We start from the raw sequence: 15,701 nt of genomic DNA, 5'->3' as shown, positions 1-15,701 counted from the left end.
GGCTAGGGCCTGTTTAAGCACTCCGGGCGAGGCGATATCCAAGCCCATTGGTTCGCTCGCAAGGCGGAAGGCCCTCCAGATACCGGTGTTGTATCTGGAGGGCCGACAACGCAGCGAGCGGGCCAATGGGCCGGATAGCGACCGTTCGGGGTTCTTAAAGAGGCCCTAACAGGTCGCGGTCTGCTTCCAGACCCCCCATTCGCCGGTGGTGCCCGGTTCCTCGCCGGTGGTCCACCAGCCCGCGGTGTAGGCGGTCCCGTCGTGGGTCACCTCGTCGCCGGCGGTGTACACGTCGGCGGCGTTCCATGCGCCCGCGGCGCAGCCGGTGCCGTCGCCCGGCTCGTCCGTCGTCGGCGGGTCGGTCGGGGTCCCGTTGCCGCCGCCGCCGAAGTCGACGTCGATGCACGAGTAGAAGGCGTTGGCGGTGTCGGCGATGTTCCAGACGCTGAGGATCAGCTGCCGCCCGCTGCGGTCGGGCAGCGTCACGTCGTGGCTCATCACGTGGTCGGGCTGCGCGCCGCCCATCTCGAAGGAGGCGAACGGCTGGAGGTCGAGCATGCCGCGGGTGAGCGGCCGTGTCGGGTCGTAGCTGTCGTTGGTGATGTAGTAGTCGAACGTGGCGGTGGAGTGGGCGACGGTCATCGTCCAGGTGAACGTCTCGGCCCCGGCGTCGACCGGGGTGGCGGGCCAGTTGCCGCCGCGCGGGTCGTCGAGTTCGGCGAAGGCGTCGTGGCCCGCGGAGCAGATGTCGCCGTCGGCGGGGCCCGCGGCGGGGAAGCCCTTGGGGCCCTCGACGCTCTGGGGTTCGTAGGAGATGGCGCCGCAGTCGGCGACTTCGCCGCTGGCGCACAGCGCCGAGCGGCTCGGCGGGTCGGAGGTGTAGCCGTGGCCCCAGGCCAGGGCCGCCATGGAGGCCGAGACCGCGAGGGTCCCGGCTCCGGCGATGGAGAGGATGATCTTGCGCGTTCGGCGCATCGTCGGCTCCTGTCGGCAGATGGGTCAGCAGATTCCAAAGCATCGAGGGTGATCGATGCAACATGGAATTAGAAAGGAACCTAACAGTTAGTGTCGGACGGCACAAGGGGGCGCGGCCGAGAAAAGCGAACGAATCCGCCGAAGCGCGGTGTTCCCACACAGAACGACCATGGCCGCACACGGATCGTGTGCGGCCATGGGTGAAGGCGTCGGACTCGGTCGTCCCCGCTCAGTCGTCCTCGGGCTCGTCGGGGTGGGCCATCAGCACCGACGCGGAGACGACCAGTCCCCCGCCGATGACGACGATCGCGATGATCATCATGGTGATCGCTGCCGCGCTCATCGGGCGGCCTCCTCTCGGATCTCCGCGTCCTCTTCGGTCTCGACCGGAGGGACCTCCTTGCGGCGCAGCAGCAGCGCCATGATGACGCCGAAGGCCAGCGCGCCGATGGCGATCGACCAGCCGAAGGCCTGGTACTGGTTGTAGTCCTCGAGGCCCGGCTCGGCCCTGAGCAGGTCGCGGATGTTGAAGTACAGGATGCCCGCGAGCATGACCGGCGTGATCACGCCGAGGCACACGAACCAGATCGGGCCGACCTTGAACGTGGAGGTCGCGTTCGCGTCGTCGCGCAGCTCCTTCCAGCGCCACAGCGCCCACACGACCACGATGATGCTCACCGGGGCGGCGACGGCGATGCCGTACTGGTTGATGAAGTAGTCGGTGACGTCGAGGAACATCAGGCCGCTGGCGGTCGGCAGCAGCAGGAGCGAGACGACGGCCATCGCGCCGCCGACCACGAGCGTGGCCTTCAGGCGGCTCCAGCCGAAGCGGTCCTCCATGGCCGCCACCGGGACCTGCACGATGCTCACCATCGAGGTCCACCCGGCCACCACGAGCGAGGCGAAGAAGAGGACCCCGAACAGCCCGGCCAGGTAGGGCAGGGTGTTGATGATGGTCGGGAACGCGATGAAGGCGAGGCCCACGCCCGAGTGCGACTGCTCGGCGATGGGCACGCCGGACTCGAAGGCGATGAAGCCGAGGGCCGCGAAGACGCCGATGCCCGCGAGGATCTCGAACGAGGAGTTCGCGAACCCGACGGTGAAGGCCGACGTGGTGATGTCGGACTTGCGCTTGAGGTAGGAGGCGTAGGTGACCATGATGCCGAAGCCCACCGACAGGGAGAAGAAGATCTGGCCGTAGGCGGCGAGCCAGACGCCCGGTTCGCGGACGGCCTCCCAGTCGGGGGTGAAGAAGGCGTTCAGCCCGTCCGTCGCGCCGTCGAGGGTCAGCGCCTGGACCACCAGGACGCCGAACATGACCAGCAGCAGCGGGATGAAGACCTTGCTGGTGGACTCGATGCCCTTCTTGACGCCCGCGCCGATGACCAGGAGCGCGAAGGCCCACACCAGGAGCATGGCGATGCCGATCCCCGGCAGCCAGGTGGTGAAGGCGTCGAAGCCCCCGCTGTTCTGGAGGAAGTCGCCCATGAGGAACGCCCCCGGGTCCTCCCCCCACTGCTGGGTGATCGAGAACCAGCCGTACCAGCCGGCCCAGGCGATGATGGCGGCGTAGTAGACGCCGATGACGATCGACACGGCCACCTGCCACCAGCCGATGACCTCGGCGTTGCGGTGCATCCGCCGGAAGGCGACGGGGGCCGAGCCGCGGTAGCGGCGCCCGACCGTGAACTCCATGATGAGCAGCGGGATGCCCGCGGTCGTCAGGGCCACGAGGTAGGGCACGAGGAAGGCGCCGCCGCCGTTCTCGAAGGCGACGCCGGGGAAGCGCCAGATGTTGCCGAGTCCGACCGCCGAGCCGATGGCGGCGAGGATGAATCCGGCCCTCGACCCCCAGTTCTCTCTCGCCATGGGTCTTGTTCTCCAGTCACGTGTGGGCATATTTCGGGCCAACCCTAATGGCGCCTGTGGCGCAGGTCAAATGATCGTTACGGGCGCGTGACCAACACGCGATTCGGGCTCGGAACGGGACGGGGCCGCCGGGCGGGCGCTAAGGTTGATCAGTTCCACTGCGATCGGCACCGCTCGGCGCATCCGTGAGCCGTCCATCGGCAGTGGCCGCGACCGCGCACCGTCCGCGCCTTCAACTGATCCGCTCCGCACGCGAGGAGAGCTGTGTCCGCTGCCATCGATCCACCCCTCGAACAGGCCGTCCGGTTCGAGCAGGCCCGCCTCGACGGGCTCTACGCCCGGCTCGACCGCCTCCGCGAGGAGGCCGCCGAGCGGCTCGGCGAGTCCCGCCGCAAGCACGTCGAGAACGACCAGGAGCGCTCGCAGCGCGACGCCGAGGCGCACCTGTACCGGCGCCGCATCGCCCAGCTCGACGCCGTCGAGGAGGGCCTGTGCTTCGGGCGCCTCGACTACACCGGCGGCGAGGAGCCGATGTACCTGGGCCGCATCGGCCTGCACGCCGAGGGCGGCGGGCAGCTGCTCGTGGACTGGCGCTCGGAGGCCGGGCGCCGGTTCTACCTGGCGACCGCCGCCTCCCCGGCCGGGGTGCGCCGCCGCCGCCACCTGCACACCCGGGGGCGGCGCCTGCGCTCGGTCAACGACGAGGTCCTCGACCTCGACAGCGCGGGCGGGTCGGGCTCCTCGATCGGCTCCGAGGGCGCGCTGATGGCCGCGCTCGACGCGGCGCGCACCGGCGCCATGAAGGACATCGTCGCGACCATCCAGGCCGAGCAGGACCGGATCATCCGCGCGCCCCTGGAGGGCGTCATGATCGTCGACGGCGCCCCGGGCACCGGCAAGACCGCCGTCGCCCTCCACCGCGCCGCCTACCTGCTGTACGAGCACCGCGAGCGGCTGGGGCGCCGCGGCGTGCTCATCATCGGCCCCGGGAAGCAGTTCCTGCGCTACATCTCCGAGGTCCTGCCGGGCCTGGCCGAGACCGACGTCCTGCTGCGCACGCCCGCGCAGCTGTTCCCCGGCGTGGTCGCCGACCGGCCCGAGACCGACGCGGTCGCCGCCCTCAAGGGCCGCGCCGTCATGGCCGGGGTCGTCGCCAGCGCCGTCGCCGACCGCCAGGTCGTGCCGCGCGAACCGGTCCCGGTCGGGTACGAGCACCACGAGCTGTGGCTGCGGCCCGAGAAGATCACCGCGGCGCGAGACGCGGCCCGCGAGACCGGCCTGCCGCACAACGAGGCCCGCGAGACCTTCCACAAGCGGGTCATCGCGGACCTGGCGACGCAGTACGCCGACATCATCGGGGAGGACCCGCTCGGCGAGGAGAACCTCCTGGGCCTGGAGGACCGGGCGCAGCTCGCCGTCGAGATCGCCGGCGACCCGGTCATCCGCGGCCAGATCGAGGCGCTGTGGCCGGAGTTGACGGCGCAGGAGCTCCTGGAGGACCTGTTCGCGTCTCCCGAGCGCATCGCCTCGGCCGCGGCCGCGCTCCGCGGGGAGGAGCGCGCGCTGCTGCACCGCGGGCCGGGCGGCTGGAGCGAGGCGGACGTGGCGCTGCTGGACGAGGCCGCCGAGCACCTGGGCGAGACCGAGGCCCGCCCGCGGTCCGGGGAGCTGACGGCCGAGCAGATCGCGTACGCGCAGGACGTTTTGACGATCACGGAGGGGTCGGCCTCGTTCGACTTCGAGGACGAGGAGTCGGAGATCCTCCAGGCCAGCGACGTGATCGACGAGTTCTGGCTCGGCGAGCGGCAGGTCGACGAGGCGTTCGTGTCCGTCGCCGAGCGCGCGGCAGCCGACCGGCGCTGGATCTTCGGGCACGTGATCGTGGACGAGGCCCAGGAGCTGTCCCCCATGGAGTGGCGGGCGCTGCTGCGGCGGTGCGTGACGCGGTCGTTCACCGTGGCCGGGGACCTCGCGCAGGCCGCCGGGCCGACCGCGCCCGCGACCTGGGCCGAGGTGTTCGGCGCGACCGACCTGGTCTGGCGGGCCGAGCAGCTGACGGTCTCGTACCGGACCCCGGCGGAGGTCATGGACGTGGCGACGCGGGTGCTCGACGCGATCGGGGTCGAGGCGGCCCGGCCGCGCCCGGTGCGCGAGTCGGGGCACCGGCCGTGGCTGGAGATCGCGCAGGAGGGCCTCGACGAGCGCGTCGAGGAGCTGGTCGCGGCCGAGCGGCGGGCCGTCGGCGAGGGGAGCGTGGCGGTGGTGACGACCGCCGAGCGCGCCGCGGGGCTCGCGGGGATCGACGCCGCGGCGGTCCTGACGGTCAAGCAGGCCAAGGGGCTCGAGTTCGACAGCGTGATCGTCGTCGACCCGGACGCCATCGCGGCCTCGGGCCTGCGGAACCTCTACGTGGCGCTGACCCGCGCGACCAAGCGGCTCGGGGTCGTGGCGCCCGACAAGCCGGTCTTCCCCGGCGCCGAGGTGCTGTAAGCGGGGACAACTCTCGGCGCAGCAGTCCTGACGGGATGGGGTCGAACTCCTACACTGATGTCCAGGTGTAGGAGGTGCGGGTTGACAACGACGACTGGGGGCCTTACCGGTGCGATCGTCGACGGGCGCTACCGGTTGCGGCGGCTGATCGCGCAGGGCGGCATGGCCGACGTCTACGAGGCCCACGACGAGCGGCTCGACCGCACCGTCGCGGTGAAGATGATCACCACCGCGCCCGTCGCCGGGTTCGACCTGAAGGCGTTCGCGCACGAGGCCCGGACGATCGCGCGGCTCTCCCATCCGAACGTGGTCGCGGTCTTCGACCAGGGCGTCCACGAGGGGATGCCGTACGTGGTCATGGAGTACGTGCCCGGCACGACCCTGCGCGACCTGCTCAACCGGCGCCGGCGCCTGCGGATCGAGGAGGCCGTGGAGCTGTTCGCGCAGCTCCTCGACGGGCTCCAGGCCGCCCACGACGCCGGTCTGGTGCACCGCGACATCAAGCCCGAGAACATCCTGCTGAAGAACGGCGGCCGGGGCGACCGGGTCAAGGTGGTCGACTTCGGCCTGGCCGAGGCCGTCCACGGCGACCGCGAGACCGCCGGCCCGCTCGTCGCCACCGCCGCCTACGTCGCGCCCGAGCTGGTGAACGGGAAGCCGGCCCAGGCCGCGAGCGACGTCTACTCCTCCGCGCTCGTGCTCTACGAGCTGCTGACCGGCGAGGTCCCGTTCGACGGGCCCGACGCGGGCGCGGTGGCCCGCCGCCACGTCGAGGAGGACGTCCCCTCGCCGCGGCTGAAGGCCCCCGACGTGTCCGAGGGCCTCGCGGAGCTGGTGACCGCGGCCGCGGCCCGCAGGCCGGGGGCGCGGCCGGTGGACGCCGGGGCGTTCCTGCGCCGGCTCCAGGCGGTCGACGTCGAGCCCGCGCCGGGCACCGCCGGGCAGGTGCCGCGGCCGACCCGCTCGGTCCAGACGACCATGGTCGTCGGCCCGCCGCACGCGAAGCGGTCCTGGAAGGCCCTCGTCACGCTGGTCGCCATCGCGGCCGCGCTGGTCTCGGTGGCGGCGGCCGGGTGGTGGATCGGCGTCGGCCGCTACACCTCGGCGCCGTCGCTGCTCGACCAGACGCGGGAGACCGTGGCGGCGTTCGCCGAGGAGGAGGGCTTCGACGTCGAACTCCGGGACGGCTACAGCGAGAGCGTGCCGATCGGGCAGGTCGTGTCGCAGGACCCCGGCGTGGGCGACCGCATCCGCCAGGGCGCGACGATCACCGTGGTGATCTCGCTGGGCCCCGAGCGGTACCAGGTGCCGAACGTGGCCGGGTTGAGCGAGGACGAGGCCCGCGCCGAGCTCGCGAAGTTCGACGCCGAGATCACCGTCCGGCGCGACTACAGCACCGAGTACGAGGCGAACGAGGTCGTCGGGACCGAGCCCGCCGCGGGCGAGGAGGTGAAGGCCGGGACGCCGGTGACCCTGATCGTCTCCGACGGGTTCCCGCCGCTCACCGTGCCCGACGTCGTGGGCGAGGGCGAGGACGCGGCCCGGGACGCGATCGAGGCCGAGGGCCTGGCGGTCGGCGAGGTGGAGCCCCGCTACAGCGACACGATCCCCGCCGGGTCGGTGATCGAGCAGACCCCCGGGGCCGACTCGCCCGCGGGCGAGGGCGACGAGGTGGACCTCGTGGTGAGCGAGGGCCCCGAGCCGGTCGAGGTCCCCGACGTGGTCGGCATGGACATCGACGAGGCGAGGGAGGAGCTGGAGGGGCTCGGCTTCACGGTGAAGACCGCGCAGATCTGGTTCACCGGGACCGTGTTCGACCAGTCCCTGGACGCGGGCAGCGAGCACCCGAAGGGCTCCGAGATCTGGCTCTGGGCCCGTTAGCGGAAGACGGAAGGGGCGGACGCGCTCGCGTCCGCCCCTTCCGTTCGTCCCACCTGGCGGCTACTGCGCGCCGGCGGCCTTCAGTTCGGTCATCGTGAACAGCGCCTGGAGCTCGATCCCGGCGTCGGCCAGGTTCTTCGCCCCGCCCGACTCGCGGTCGATGACGCACACGGCGCGCTCGACGACCGCGCCGCGGTCGCGGAGCTCGGCCACCGAGTCCAGGATCGCGCCGCCCGAGGTCACCACGTCCTCCACGATGAACAGCCGCCGGCCCTCGACCTCGCCGCCCTCGGCGAGGCGGCAGGTGCCGTAGGTCTTGGCCTCCTTGCGCACGAACAGCGTCGGCAGGCCCGTCAGCTGCGACAGCATGGTCGCGATCGGGATGCCGCCGGTCTCCAGGCCCGCCAGCGAGTCCACCCCGTGCGCAGGCACCAGCGGCGCGAGCGCCTCGGCGATGCGCCGCAGCAGGACCGGGTCGGACTCGAACAGGTACTTGTCGAAGTACTCGTTCGCGACCACGCCGGACCTGAGCCGGAACTCGCCGGTCAGGTGCGAGCGGTGGTAGATGTCGCGTGCGAGGTCGGCGTGGTTGCTCATGCGCTCAGCCTGCCATCCGCACCGGTCACGGGCGCAGCGGCGGGTAGTCCGGGTCGAGGAGGTCACGCTCGGACAGCCAGTTGTACAGCGGCGTCTCCTTCGGGTAGTGGCCCCACCCGTGGTCGCCGGTGGGCATGTGCCCGCCGAGCATCTGCTGCTGGACCGGGTCGAGGTCGTTCCACCACGCCTGGTTCGGCAGGTCCTCGACGAGGTCGCGGGCGCGGATCCAGCGCGGCGTGAACCCGAAGAAGGCGACCTTGCGCGTCAGGTCCGAGTAGTTGTCGGACCGGGCGTGCCAGATGCGGCGGTCGAAGAACATGACGTCCCCGGCGTTGCCGGTGACCTCGATGGCGCCCTCGGGGTCGGGCCACTCCATGTCGCGGCGCGGCGGGCCGTCGATCCGGTTCCACTTGTGGGAGCCGGGGATGATCTTGGTGTTGCCCCGGCCCTCCTCGGCGAGGTCGGTGAAGAAGTACGCGAGCTTCACCGACAGGCGCGGGCGCGGTTCGGTCTCGGTCTCGCGGTTCTGCCGGCCGCCGTCCTGGTGCCACTCGAAGCGGAAGGGGCGCTTGCCCTCGATCGGCGGGTGCTTGTCCACGTGGGAGTGGTAGACGTGGAAGTTCCAGCCGAGGATCGACCACACGTAGTGGAAGGTCCTGGGGTGGTTGAGCAGGAACGCCAGCTCCGGGCAGGAGGTCACGGCGTCGAGGCGGTGCATGGCCCCCTCGGGGCTGAGCCTGCCCGCCTCCTTCTCGACCTCGTACACGCGGTCCAGCGCGTCGGAGCAGCGCTGGAGCTCCTCGGCGTCGAGCGCGCCTCGGATCATGAGGTACCCGTCGCGATCGAAGGATTCGCGCTGCTCAGGGGTGAGAGCTGCGGCACCGACCGTTGTCAATGCGGTCATCGCAATGCCTTTCCGGTTTCCAGGGGGATCTGTCGTCACCTAGACGCGCCGTCCGCCCGACTTGGTTGCACCGCGGCCTCTGGAAAATCAGGCAAGAAGGCCGCGGCGATCGTTACCGGCAAGCGTAGGGCCGAACACTCGCGAAGCGCTGGAGGAATGCTCGAACTTCTCTGAGAAGTGGCGGAAATGCGGCGGAAACGCAACGCGGCCCGGGGTCACCGTCCGAACAGGTCGGTGATCCCGTCGAGCCAGCTGAAGTCGATCTGGAGCCAGTTCCAGTCGAGCTGGTTGAGGTAGCTCATCCCGACCATGAACAGGAAGACCCCCGCGCCCAGGTGCGCGAGCCGGGACGACTTGCGCCGGGCGTGCAGCCAGCGGCCCCACAGGATGCCCCCGGCGACGCGCAGCAGGAAGAACACGCCGACGGCGACGCCGAGCACGACCAGGTAGCTGACGACCTGGGAGCCGAGGTTGTCCATGCCGTTCGTGACCGTCGAGAGCAGCCACATGATGAGCGAGAACAGGCCGCCGATGACCGACAGCTCGAAGCCCTTCGCGAGCGATCCGGGCGGGCCGAGCAGCGGGGCCCGGTCGGCCTTCTCGATCTCCCGCTCGGAGGGCTCCTTGGGGTCCCCGTCCAGGCGCAGGCGCGGCAGGTCGCGGGGGTCGGCCGGCTTCGCGGCCGGGCCGGCCGAGCGGCCGGGCGTGAACGAGCCCTGGTCGGGGACGCGGACGCGGCCGGCGATCGGCGGGTCCTGCGCGACCTTGGTCGGAGGCGAGCCGGCCTCCATGACGCGGGTGCCGCCCACGGGGGGCATCGACTGCGGCGAGGCGACCACGGTCGGCGGCGCCCCGGGCGAGGCGGCCTGCTGGTCGAGGCGGCGGGTCGCGTCGTTCGGGGGGTGGCCGAGGCGGCGGGTGGCGTCGTCCGCGGGCGAGGCGTTCGCCGGGCGGCGGACGCCCCAGTCCACGCCGAGGTCGGGCACGTTCGCGTGCGACACGACGTTGCACAGGTCGGCGATCCACCGCGGCAGCTCGTCGGTGCGGGGCCGGTTGTTCGGGTCGTCGTCCAGCGGCGCGGTGAGCAGCTCGCGCAGGCGCGGGTTGGCCTCCAGGACCGGGTGGCGGCGCAGCCGCGCCCACGGCACCGACTGCTCGTGGCCGGGCGAGTCGGTGCGGGCGCTCGCGCCGGTGACCATGTAGAACGCGATCGAGCCGAAGCCGTGCACGTCGTAGGCGGGGCCCACGTTCCCCTGGTGCGCCTCGGGCCCGGCCGTCTCGCGGGTGTAGGCGATGGTGGTCAGGTGGGCGGGGGTGTAGTAGCGCGCGCCGGTGAAGTCGATGACCTTCGCGGAGCCGTCGGGGCCGATGATCACGTTCGCGGGCTTGAGGTCCATGTGGAGCACCGGGTGCGCGCCGACGGGCGGGTGGTGCATCGCGGCCATGACCTCGGCGACCGAGCGGAGCGTGCGGGCCGCGTCCACGCGGGCGACGCGCCGCTGGAGCAGCTGGCGCAGGTCGTGCCCGGGCAGGTACTCCAGGACCTGGAACGGGACGGGGTCGCCCTGCGGGGACTGGCCCGGCGGGTGCGGCAGGCGGCCGTAGAAGGCGTCGATGCGGCGGCAGATCGCGCCCACGTCGCGCCCGTGGAGGTCCATGAGGACCGCGTCGCCCTTGTCCCAGGAGCGGAACTGGTGCTCGCGGGTGTCGTGGGGGTTGATCCGGAGGACTTTGACGCTGAGGGGCGCGGAGGAGATCCCCGCCGAGACGCGAACGGCCTGGTACACGTCGGCCTGCCCGCCCGAGCCGAGCAGACCGGTCAGCCGGTAGCTCTGCTCTGACCCGGGGAGGGGATCGGCCGGGCCGCAGACGAGGTCAACGGTGGCGTTCGACATGAGTGGTCCTTCGCGAATAGGTCCGAGCCCATAGCCTAACGCCTGAAATCCACCGCTCGTGGCCCCCGGAGCCGGTGCTGTTCGCAGCGTCTCAGCGGGCAACCGGCCGCGGGCCGGGTCAGCGGCCCGAGCCCCAGGGGCTGCCGGCCTGCGGGGAGGAGGCGGGGGTGATGCCGCCGGGGGCGGAGGGCTGGCCGTAGGAGCTGGCGGGCGGGGCGGGGGCCTGGCCGGCGCTCATCGGCTCGAAGACGCTGCCGGGCGGGGCCTGCTGGGCCGGGACGGCGGGCGCCGCGCGGTCGAAGCCGCCGGCCGGCTGCGGCGCGGCGACCTGGCCGCCGGTGCGGGCCAGCGACCACAGCGCGGGAGAGAGGGTGAGGGTGAGGACGCCGAAGCCGATGGCCCACAGCTCGACCGGGGCCGAGTCCTCGGCGAGGCCGGTCAGATCGAAGTCGGCGATGTACCACAGCAGCGAGGACGCCAGGAACAGCAAGGTCCCCAGCAGGCCGATCGCCTGGAAGACCTGGAGGAGAACGCGAAGACCCTTAGACATGTATTGACGCTACCAACGCCTGTCCAATAACTCCATACGTCGAGTTCCGAATTCTCCTGTTTTTCGCTCGGTGTCGTGGTACGGCGAAGGCCCGGGCGCTGCCCGGGCCCCGCGTCGTGTCGTACGCCCCTAAGGGAGGTCGGGGAGCTCGTGAGTGGACTCCCACGCGGTCAGCATGTCGATGCGGCGCTGGTGGCGCTCGGCCCCCGAGAAGTCCTCGTCCACGAACGCGTCGGCGAAGGCCGTCGCCTCCTCCAGCGAGTGCATCCGCCCGCCGATGGCGACCACGTTCGCGTCGTTGTGCTGGCGGCCGAGCCGGGCGGTCTCCACGCTCCAGGCCAGGGCCGCGCGGCAGCCGGGGACCTTGTTGGCGGCGATCTGCTCGCCGTTGCCCGAGCCGCCGACGACGATGCCGAGGCTGCCCGGGTCGGCGACGACGCGCGAGGCGGCGTGCAGGCAGAACGGCGGGTAGTCGTCTTCGGCGTCGTACCGGTGGGGGCCCACGTCCACGACCTCGAAGCCGCGACCGGTCAGGTGCTTCACCAGGTGGTCCTTGAGTTCGAGGCCGGCGTGGTCGGAACCGAGATAAATGCGCACGATGACAGACCCTAGCCCTTCGGGAGCTCGGCGATGGCGAGGCCGGCCCGCGCCTTGGGCACGAACCAGGTGGACTTGCGGGGCATCTTGAGCCGCTGGAGGTTCACGTCGATGAAGTCGGGGACGGTGACCGGGGCGATGAGGACCGCCAGGTCGGCCCTGCCCGCGTCGACCTGCTCGGCGAGCCAGGACGCCGGGTAGTCGCCGCCGACGTAGGTGATGCGCTTGTCCCCCGCGTCCCAGCCGAGGAGCCCGTCGAAGACCTCCTGCTCGACGCGGGTGTGGTCGAGCCGGTCCACCACGGAGCCCTCGGTGTCGCCGAAGACGATCTCCCAGGTGCGGCCGCGGCCGTAGACGACCACGGTGCCGCCCTCGGCGGGCGTCTCGGGCGGTCCGTCGACCTCGGTCACGGTGGCGCCGATCTGGCCGATCTGCTCCACCAGCTGGGTGGCCGCGCCCGGCAGGCCCTTGACGAGCCGGTGGTAGGGGCGGATCGCCACGGACCGGGGGGTGGTGACGACCGCGAGGAAGCGGTCGAGCTCGCCGACCTGCGCCGCGAGCGAGCGGTGGTTGCCGTCGGCGACGATGAGGTCGCCGTCCCCGGCCAGCGCGGTCAGGGCCTCGCCCGCCTCGCCGCCGATCGCCCAGATCTCGTGGGCGCGCCCGGACTCGTCGGTGTCGGAGGAGACCGGCTCGCCCGCGTCGGCGATGGCGGCCTCGACCGCGGCGTGCAGCTCGTCGCCGCGCGTGGACTGGAGCAGCAGCACGGGGCTGAGCAGGTGGCGCAGGCGCTGGTTGAGTTCGTTGCGCTGCTTGACCTTCTCGATGAAGACGTCCTCGTTGCGGATGACCTTGCCGGGCTCGTCCGCGGCGGAGGAGATCTCGGCGGTGTCGACGAGGCAGTAGACGCCGTAGAAGACCGGCTCCTCGCCGCCGGAGATGCGGTAGGCCACGGCGACGTCGCCGAACGCGGCGAAGCGCCCGGCCTCCTTGAGGGCCGCGAGCCGCTCGGCCGCGGCCGGGAGGGCCTGCTCGAACGTGAGGCCCGCGGCCACCGCCTCGGGGGTGTGCGCGGGCATCTCGACGCCCAGCATGCTCGCGGGATTGGCCTCGACGATCCGGGTGATCTCGGTTTCGTCGGGGAACTCGTCGTAGTTCTTCGCGCCAGTGTTCCCGGTGGAGAGCCAGGCCTGGTCGATCGGGTGTGCAGCAGTCACGCCACGAGCGTAATCGACTCCGTTCGCCGTCGCCGTGGCCGCCGAGTGAACTCCTAGGATGTGACACACTTCTTTCATATCCGAACCCTGGAGACTGGAGGCATAGTGGCGGCAACCCACATTCTCACCCGCGACGAGGCACGGCGGCGCGCCGAGCTGCTCCACGTCGAGTCGTACACCGTGGAACTCGACCTGACCGGGCACGAGCGGGGAGACACCTTCGGCTCGCGCACCGCCGTCAAGTTCTCCGCCACCGAGCCCGGTGCGGAGACCTTCATCGAGATCGCCGCCGAGCGCATCGAGGACGCCTACCTCAACGGCGAGCCGGTCGACCTCACGGCCTTCGACCCGAGGGCCGGGCTGCGGCTCGCGAACCTCGCCGCCGAGAACGAGCTGGTCGTCAACGCGATCTGCTCGTACTCCACCGACGGCCAGGGCCTGCACCGCATGGTCGACCCGGTCGACAAGCAGACCTACCTGTACTCGCAGTTCGAGGTCGCCGACGCCCAGCGCGTGTACGCCTGCTTCGACCAGCCGGACCTCAAGGCCGCCTTCACGTTCCAGGTGCGCACGCCGAAGCACTGGACCGTGATCTCGAACATGCCGGCCGAGTCCGAGACCGTCATCGACGCGATCGACACGAAGGTCGTGCTGTTCGGCGAGTCGGTGCGGATGAGCCCGTACATCACCGCGATCTGCGCGGGCCCGTACTACGGCGTCCACGAGGTCCACGACGGGATCGACCTGGGCCTGTACTGCCGCGAGTCCATGAAGGAGTACCTCGACCCCGAAGGGGTCTTCGAGGTCACCCGCCAGGGCTTCGACCACTTCCACGAGCACTTCGGGGTGCGCTACCCGCTGCCGAAGTACGACCAGGTGTTCGCGCCCGAGTACAACTTCGGCGCGATGGAGAACTTCGGCTGCATCACGATCGCCGAGGCCTCGTTCCTGTTCCGCAGCCAGGTCACCGACTTCGAGCTGGAGCAGCGCGCGAACGTCATCCTCCACGAGATGGCCCACATGTGGTTCGGCGACCTCGTGACCATGCGCTGGTGGGACGACCTGTGGCTCAACGAGTCCTTCGCGGAGTGGGCGAGCCACTGGGCGAACGTGGAGGCCACCCGCTTCGACGGGGCGTGGACGACGTTCCTGTCGGCGCGCAAGAACTGGGGCTACGGCGCCGACCAGCAGCCGACCACGCACCCGGTCTACACCGACGCGGGCGACACCGAGGAGATCCAGGCCAACTTCGACGGCATCACCTACTCCAAGGGCGCCTCGATCCTCAAGCAGCTGGTGGCCTATGTGGGCATCGACCCGTTCCTGGCGGGCCTACGCTCCTACTTCCAGAAGCACCAGTTCGGCAACGCGGTCTTCTCCGACCTGCTCGGGGAGCTGGAGGCCGCGAGCGGCAAGGCGCTCAAGGACTTCGCCGACACGTGGCTGCGCACCGCGGGCGTCTCGACCCTGCGGCCCGACGTCGCGGTCGACGCCGACGGGAACTACACGTCGGTGACGGTGCTCCAGGAGGTCCCGGCCGAGCACCCGACGCACCGCACGCACCGGATCGCGATCGGCCTGTACGACCTCGAGAACGGGGTCCTCAAGCGCCGCGACCAGATCGAAGTGGACGTCACCGGCGAGGCCACCGCGGTCGACGCGCTCGCCGGTGTGAAGCAGCCGGACCTGCTGCTGCTCAACGACGACGACCTCACCTACGCGAAGCTGCGCCTGGACGAGCGCAGCCTCGCCACGGCCGTGGAGCACACCTCGGCGCTGGAGGACTCGCTCGCCCGCGCGCTCATCTGGGCCGCCGCCTGGGACATGCTGCGCGACGCCGAGCTGCCCGCGTCCCAGTTCGTGGAGCTGGGCCGCCGGAGCCTGACGACCGAGACCGACATCAACATCGTCACCGTCGCCCAGCGCCAGGTCGCCGGGGCGCTCGCCTACGCCGACCCGGCCCGCCGGGCCGAGCTGCGCGAGCGGTGGGCGCGGGCCGCGAGCACCGCCATGGAGGCCGCCGCGCCGGGCTCGGACCCGCAGCGGTCCTGGGCCAAGGCCTACGCGTCCGCGTCCCGGTCGGAGGCCGACCTGGCCCGCGTCGCGGGCTGGCTCGAGGGGAACGACGTCCCCGAGGGCCTGGCGGTCGACGCCGACCTGCGGTGGGCCCTGCTCACGGGCCTGGTCGCCTCGGGTGCGGTCGGCGAGGACACGATCGACGCCGAGCTCGACCGCGACTCGACCGCCGACGGCCAGCGCCTGGCGATCATCGCCCGCGCGGTGGTGCCGACGGCGGAGGCCAAGCAGCGCGCCTGGGAGCGGATCGTGGACCCGGCCTCGGAGAACTGGGTCCGCCGGTCCTCGATGCTGGGCTTCAGCCCGCTCGACCAGGCCGAGCTGGTGCGCCCGTACCTGCGCCCGTACCTGGACGCGGTGCCGGAGCTGTGGGAGAAGCTGGGGGCCCAGCAGGCCGTCGAGTTCTCGAAGATGGCGTTCCCGTCGAACCTCATCGAGGCCGAGACGCTCGAGGTGCTGGACGTGTGGCTGTCCGAGGAGCGGCCCGCGCCGATCAAGCGCGGTGTCGCCGAGGGCCGGTCGGACCTGGCCCGGGCCCTGAAGGGCCAGCAGCTGGACGCGTCCGCTTAATCGCGGACCGCCGAGCCCGTCCGGGGCTCCGTGGGCCTCGCCGGAGGCGCACGGAGCCCCGAGTGCTTTTCACGCCGTTG

At 71.5% G+C, this 15,701-nt stretch carries 12 protein-coding genes; 3 read left to right on the top strand and 9 right to left on the bottom strand.

The window, feature by feature from the left end:
* Positions 1–165: 165 nt before the first annotated feature.
* From LO763_RS17080 to LO763_RS17070, 3 genes are all read right to left on the bottom strand, one after another.
* Positions 166–975 carry a lytic polysaccharide monooxygenase auxiliary activity family 9 protein gene (locus LO763_RS17080; protein ID WP_230786506.1) on the bottom strand — a complete coding sequence of 270 codons (810 nt, stop codon included), beginning with the start codon at positions 973–975 and terminating at the stop codon, positions 166–168.
* 229 nt (positions 976–1,204) lie between these two features.
* The gene (locus tag LO763_RS17075) at positions 1,205–1,318 is read right to left on the bottom strand and encodes a methionine/alanine import family NSS transporter small subunit (RefSeq protein WP_230786504.1); all 114 of its coding nucleotides are present in this window, start codon (positions 1,316–1,318) and stop codon (positions 1,205–1,207) included.
* The gene (locus tag LO763_RS17070) at positions 1,315–2,844 is read right to left on the bottom strand and encodes a sodium-dependent transporter (protein ID WP_230786502.1); all 1,530 of its coding nucleotides are present in this window, start codon (positions 2,842–2,844) and stop codon (positions 1,315–1,317) included. Before LO763_RS17070 ends, LO763_RS17075 begins: the two co-directional genes overlap by 4 nt.
* A 264-nt stretch (positions 2,845–3,108) precedes the next feature.
* On the opposite strand from LO763_RS17070, the gene LO763_RS17065 reads away from it, so the two are divergent.
* Together LO763_RS17065 and LO763_RS17060 are read left to right on the top strand one after the other, a co-directional pair.
* On the top strand, positions 3,109–5,334 hold the full coding sequence (locus tag LO763_RS17065; protein WP_230786501.1) for a HelD family protein: 2,226 nt from the start codon (positions 3,109–3,111) through the stop codon (positions 5,332–5,334).
* 81 nt (positions 5,335–5,415) lie between these two features.
* Complete coding sequence (locus tag LO763_RS17060) at positions 5,416–7,215, top strand: Stk1 family PASTA domain-containing Ser/Thr kinase (protein WP_230786499.1); 1,800 nt, start codon at positions 5,416–5,418, stop codon at positions 7,213–7,215.
* A gap of 60 nt (positions 7,216–7,275) precedes the next feature.
* Here the strand turns inward: LO763_RS17060 and pyrE are convergent, their stop codons facing one another.
* The 6 genes from pyrE to LO763_RS17030 all read right to left on the bottom strand — a co-directional run bounded on the left by pyrE (position 7,276) and on the right by LO763_RS17030 (position 12,975).
* A complete protein-coding gene (pyrE, locus tag LO763_RS17055; protein WP_230786497.1) occupies positions 7,276–7,812 on the bottom strand; it encodes an orotate phosphoribosyltransferase in 537 nt (178 codons plus the stop codon).
* Between the two features lie 25 nt (positions 7,813–7,837).
* A complete protein-coding gene (locus tag LO763_RS17050; RefSeq protein WP_230786496.1) occupies positions 7,838–8,716 on the bottom strand; it encodes a phytanoyl-CoA dioxygenase family protein in 879 nt (292 codons plus the stop codon).
* Positions 8,717–8,931: 215 nt separating this feature from the next.
* Positions 8,932–10,611, bottom strand: a complete 1,680-nt coding sequence (locus LO763_RS17045; RefSeq protein WP_230786494.1) for a serine/threonine protein kinase — start codon at positions 10,609–10,611, stop codon at positions 8,932–8,934.
* 118 nt (positions 10,612–10,729) lie between these two features.
* Positions 10,730–11,161, bottom strand: coding sequence for a hypothetical protein (locus tag LO763_RS17040; protein WP_230786492.1), 432 nt, complete (start codon positions 11,159–11,161; stop codon positions 10,730–10,732).
* Positions 11,162–11,290: 129 nt separating this feature from the next.
* Positions 11,291–11,758 (bottom strand): ribose-5-phosphate isomerase, encoded by a 468-nt coding sequence (locus tag LO763_RS17035; RefSeq protein ID WP_230786490.1) that lies wholly within the window; start codon positions 11,756–11,758, stop codon positions 11,291–11,293.
* Positions 11,759–11,769: 11 nt separating this feature from the next.
* Entirely contained in the window at positions 11,770–12,975 is a 1,206-nt protein-coding gene (locus LO763_RS17030; protein WP_230786489.1) for a DUF1015 family protein, read from the bottom strand.
* 105 nt (positions 12,976–13,080) lie between these two features.
* Between LO763_RS17030 and pepN the strand changes: the two genes are divergently transcribed.
* Entirely contained in the window at positions 13,081–15,621 is a 2,541-nt protein-coding gene (gene pepN, locus LO763_RS17025) for an aminopeptidase N (RefSeq protein ID WP_230786487.1), read from the top strand.
* The last annotated feature ends 80 nt before the right edge of the window (positions 15,622–15,701 follow it).

This window comes from Glycomyces amatae (assembly GCF_020991375.1).
In the GTDB taxonomy this organism is placed as follows: domain Bacteria; phylum Actinomycetota; class Actinomycetes; order Mycobacteriales; family Micromonosporaceae; genus Glycomyces; species Glycomyces amatae.
The sequence above is the reverse complement of the archived record's forward strand: the minus strand, read 5'-3'. Positions and strand labels throughout refer to the sequence as shown.

What these genes read in the sequence shown, in the direction of transcription:
- LO763_RS17080 (WP_230786506.1), bottom strand. Translation starts at nt 975, where the DNA reads ATGCGCCGAACGCGCAAGATCATCCTCTCCATCGCCGGAGCCGGGACC.
- LO763_RS17075 (WP_230786504.1), bottom strand. Translation starts at nt 1,318, where the DNA reads ATGAGCGCGGCAGCGATCACCATGATGATCATCGCGATCGTCGTCATC.
- LO763_RS17070 (WP_230786502.1), bottom strand. Translation starts at nt 2,844, where the DNA reads ATGGCGAGAGAGAACTGGGGGTCGAGGGCCGGATTCATCCTCGCCGCC.
- pyrE (WP_230786497.1), bottom strand. Translation starts at nt 7,812, where the DNA reads ATGAGCAACCACGCCGACCTCGCACGCGACATCTACCACCGCTCGCAC.
- LO763_RS17050 (WP_230786496.1), bottom strand. Translation starts at nt 8,716, where the DNA reads ATGACCGCATTGACAACGGTCGGTGCCGCAGCTCTCACCCCTGAGCAG.
- LO763_RS17045 (WP_230786494.1), bottom strand. Translation starts at nt 10,611, where the DNA reads ATGTCGAACGCCACCGTTGACCTCGTCTGCGGCCCGGCCGATCCCCTC.
- LO763_RS17040 (WP_230786492.1), bottom strand. Translation starts at nt 11,161, where the DNA reads ATGTCTAAGGGTCTTCGCGTTCTCCTCCAGGTCTTCCAGGCGATCGGC.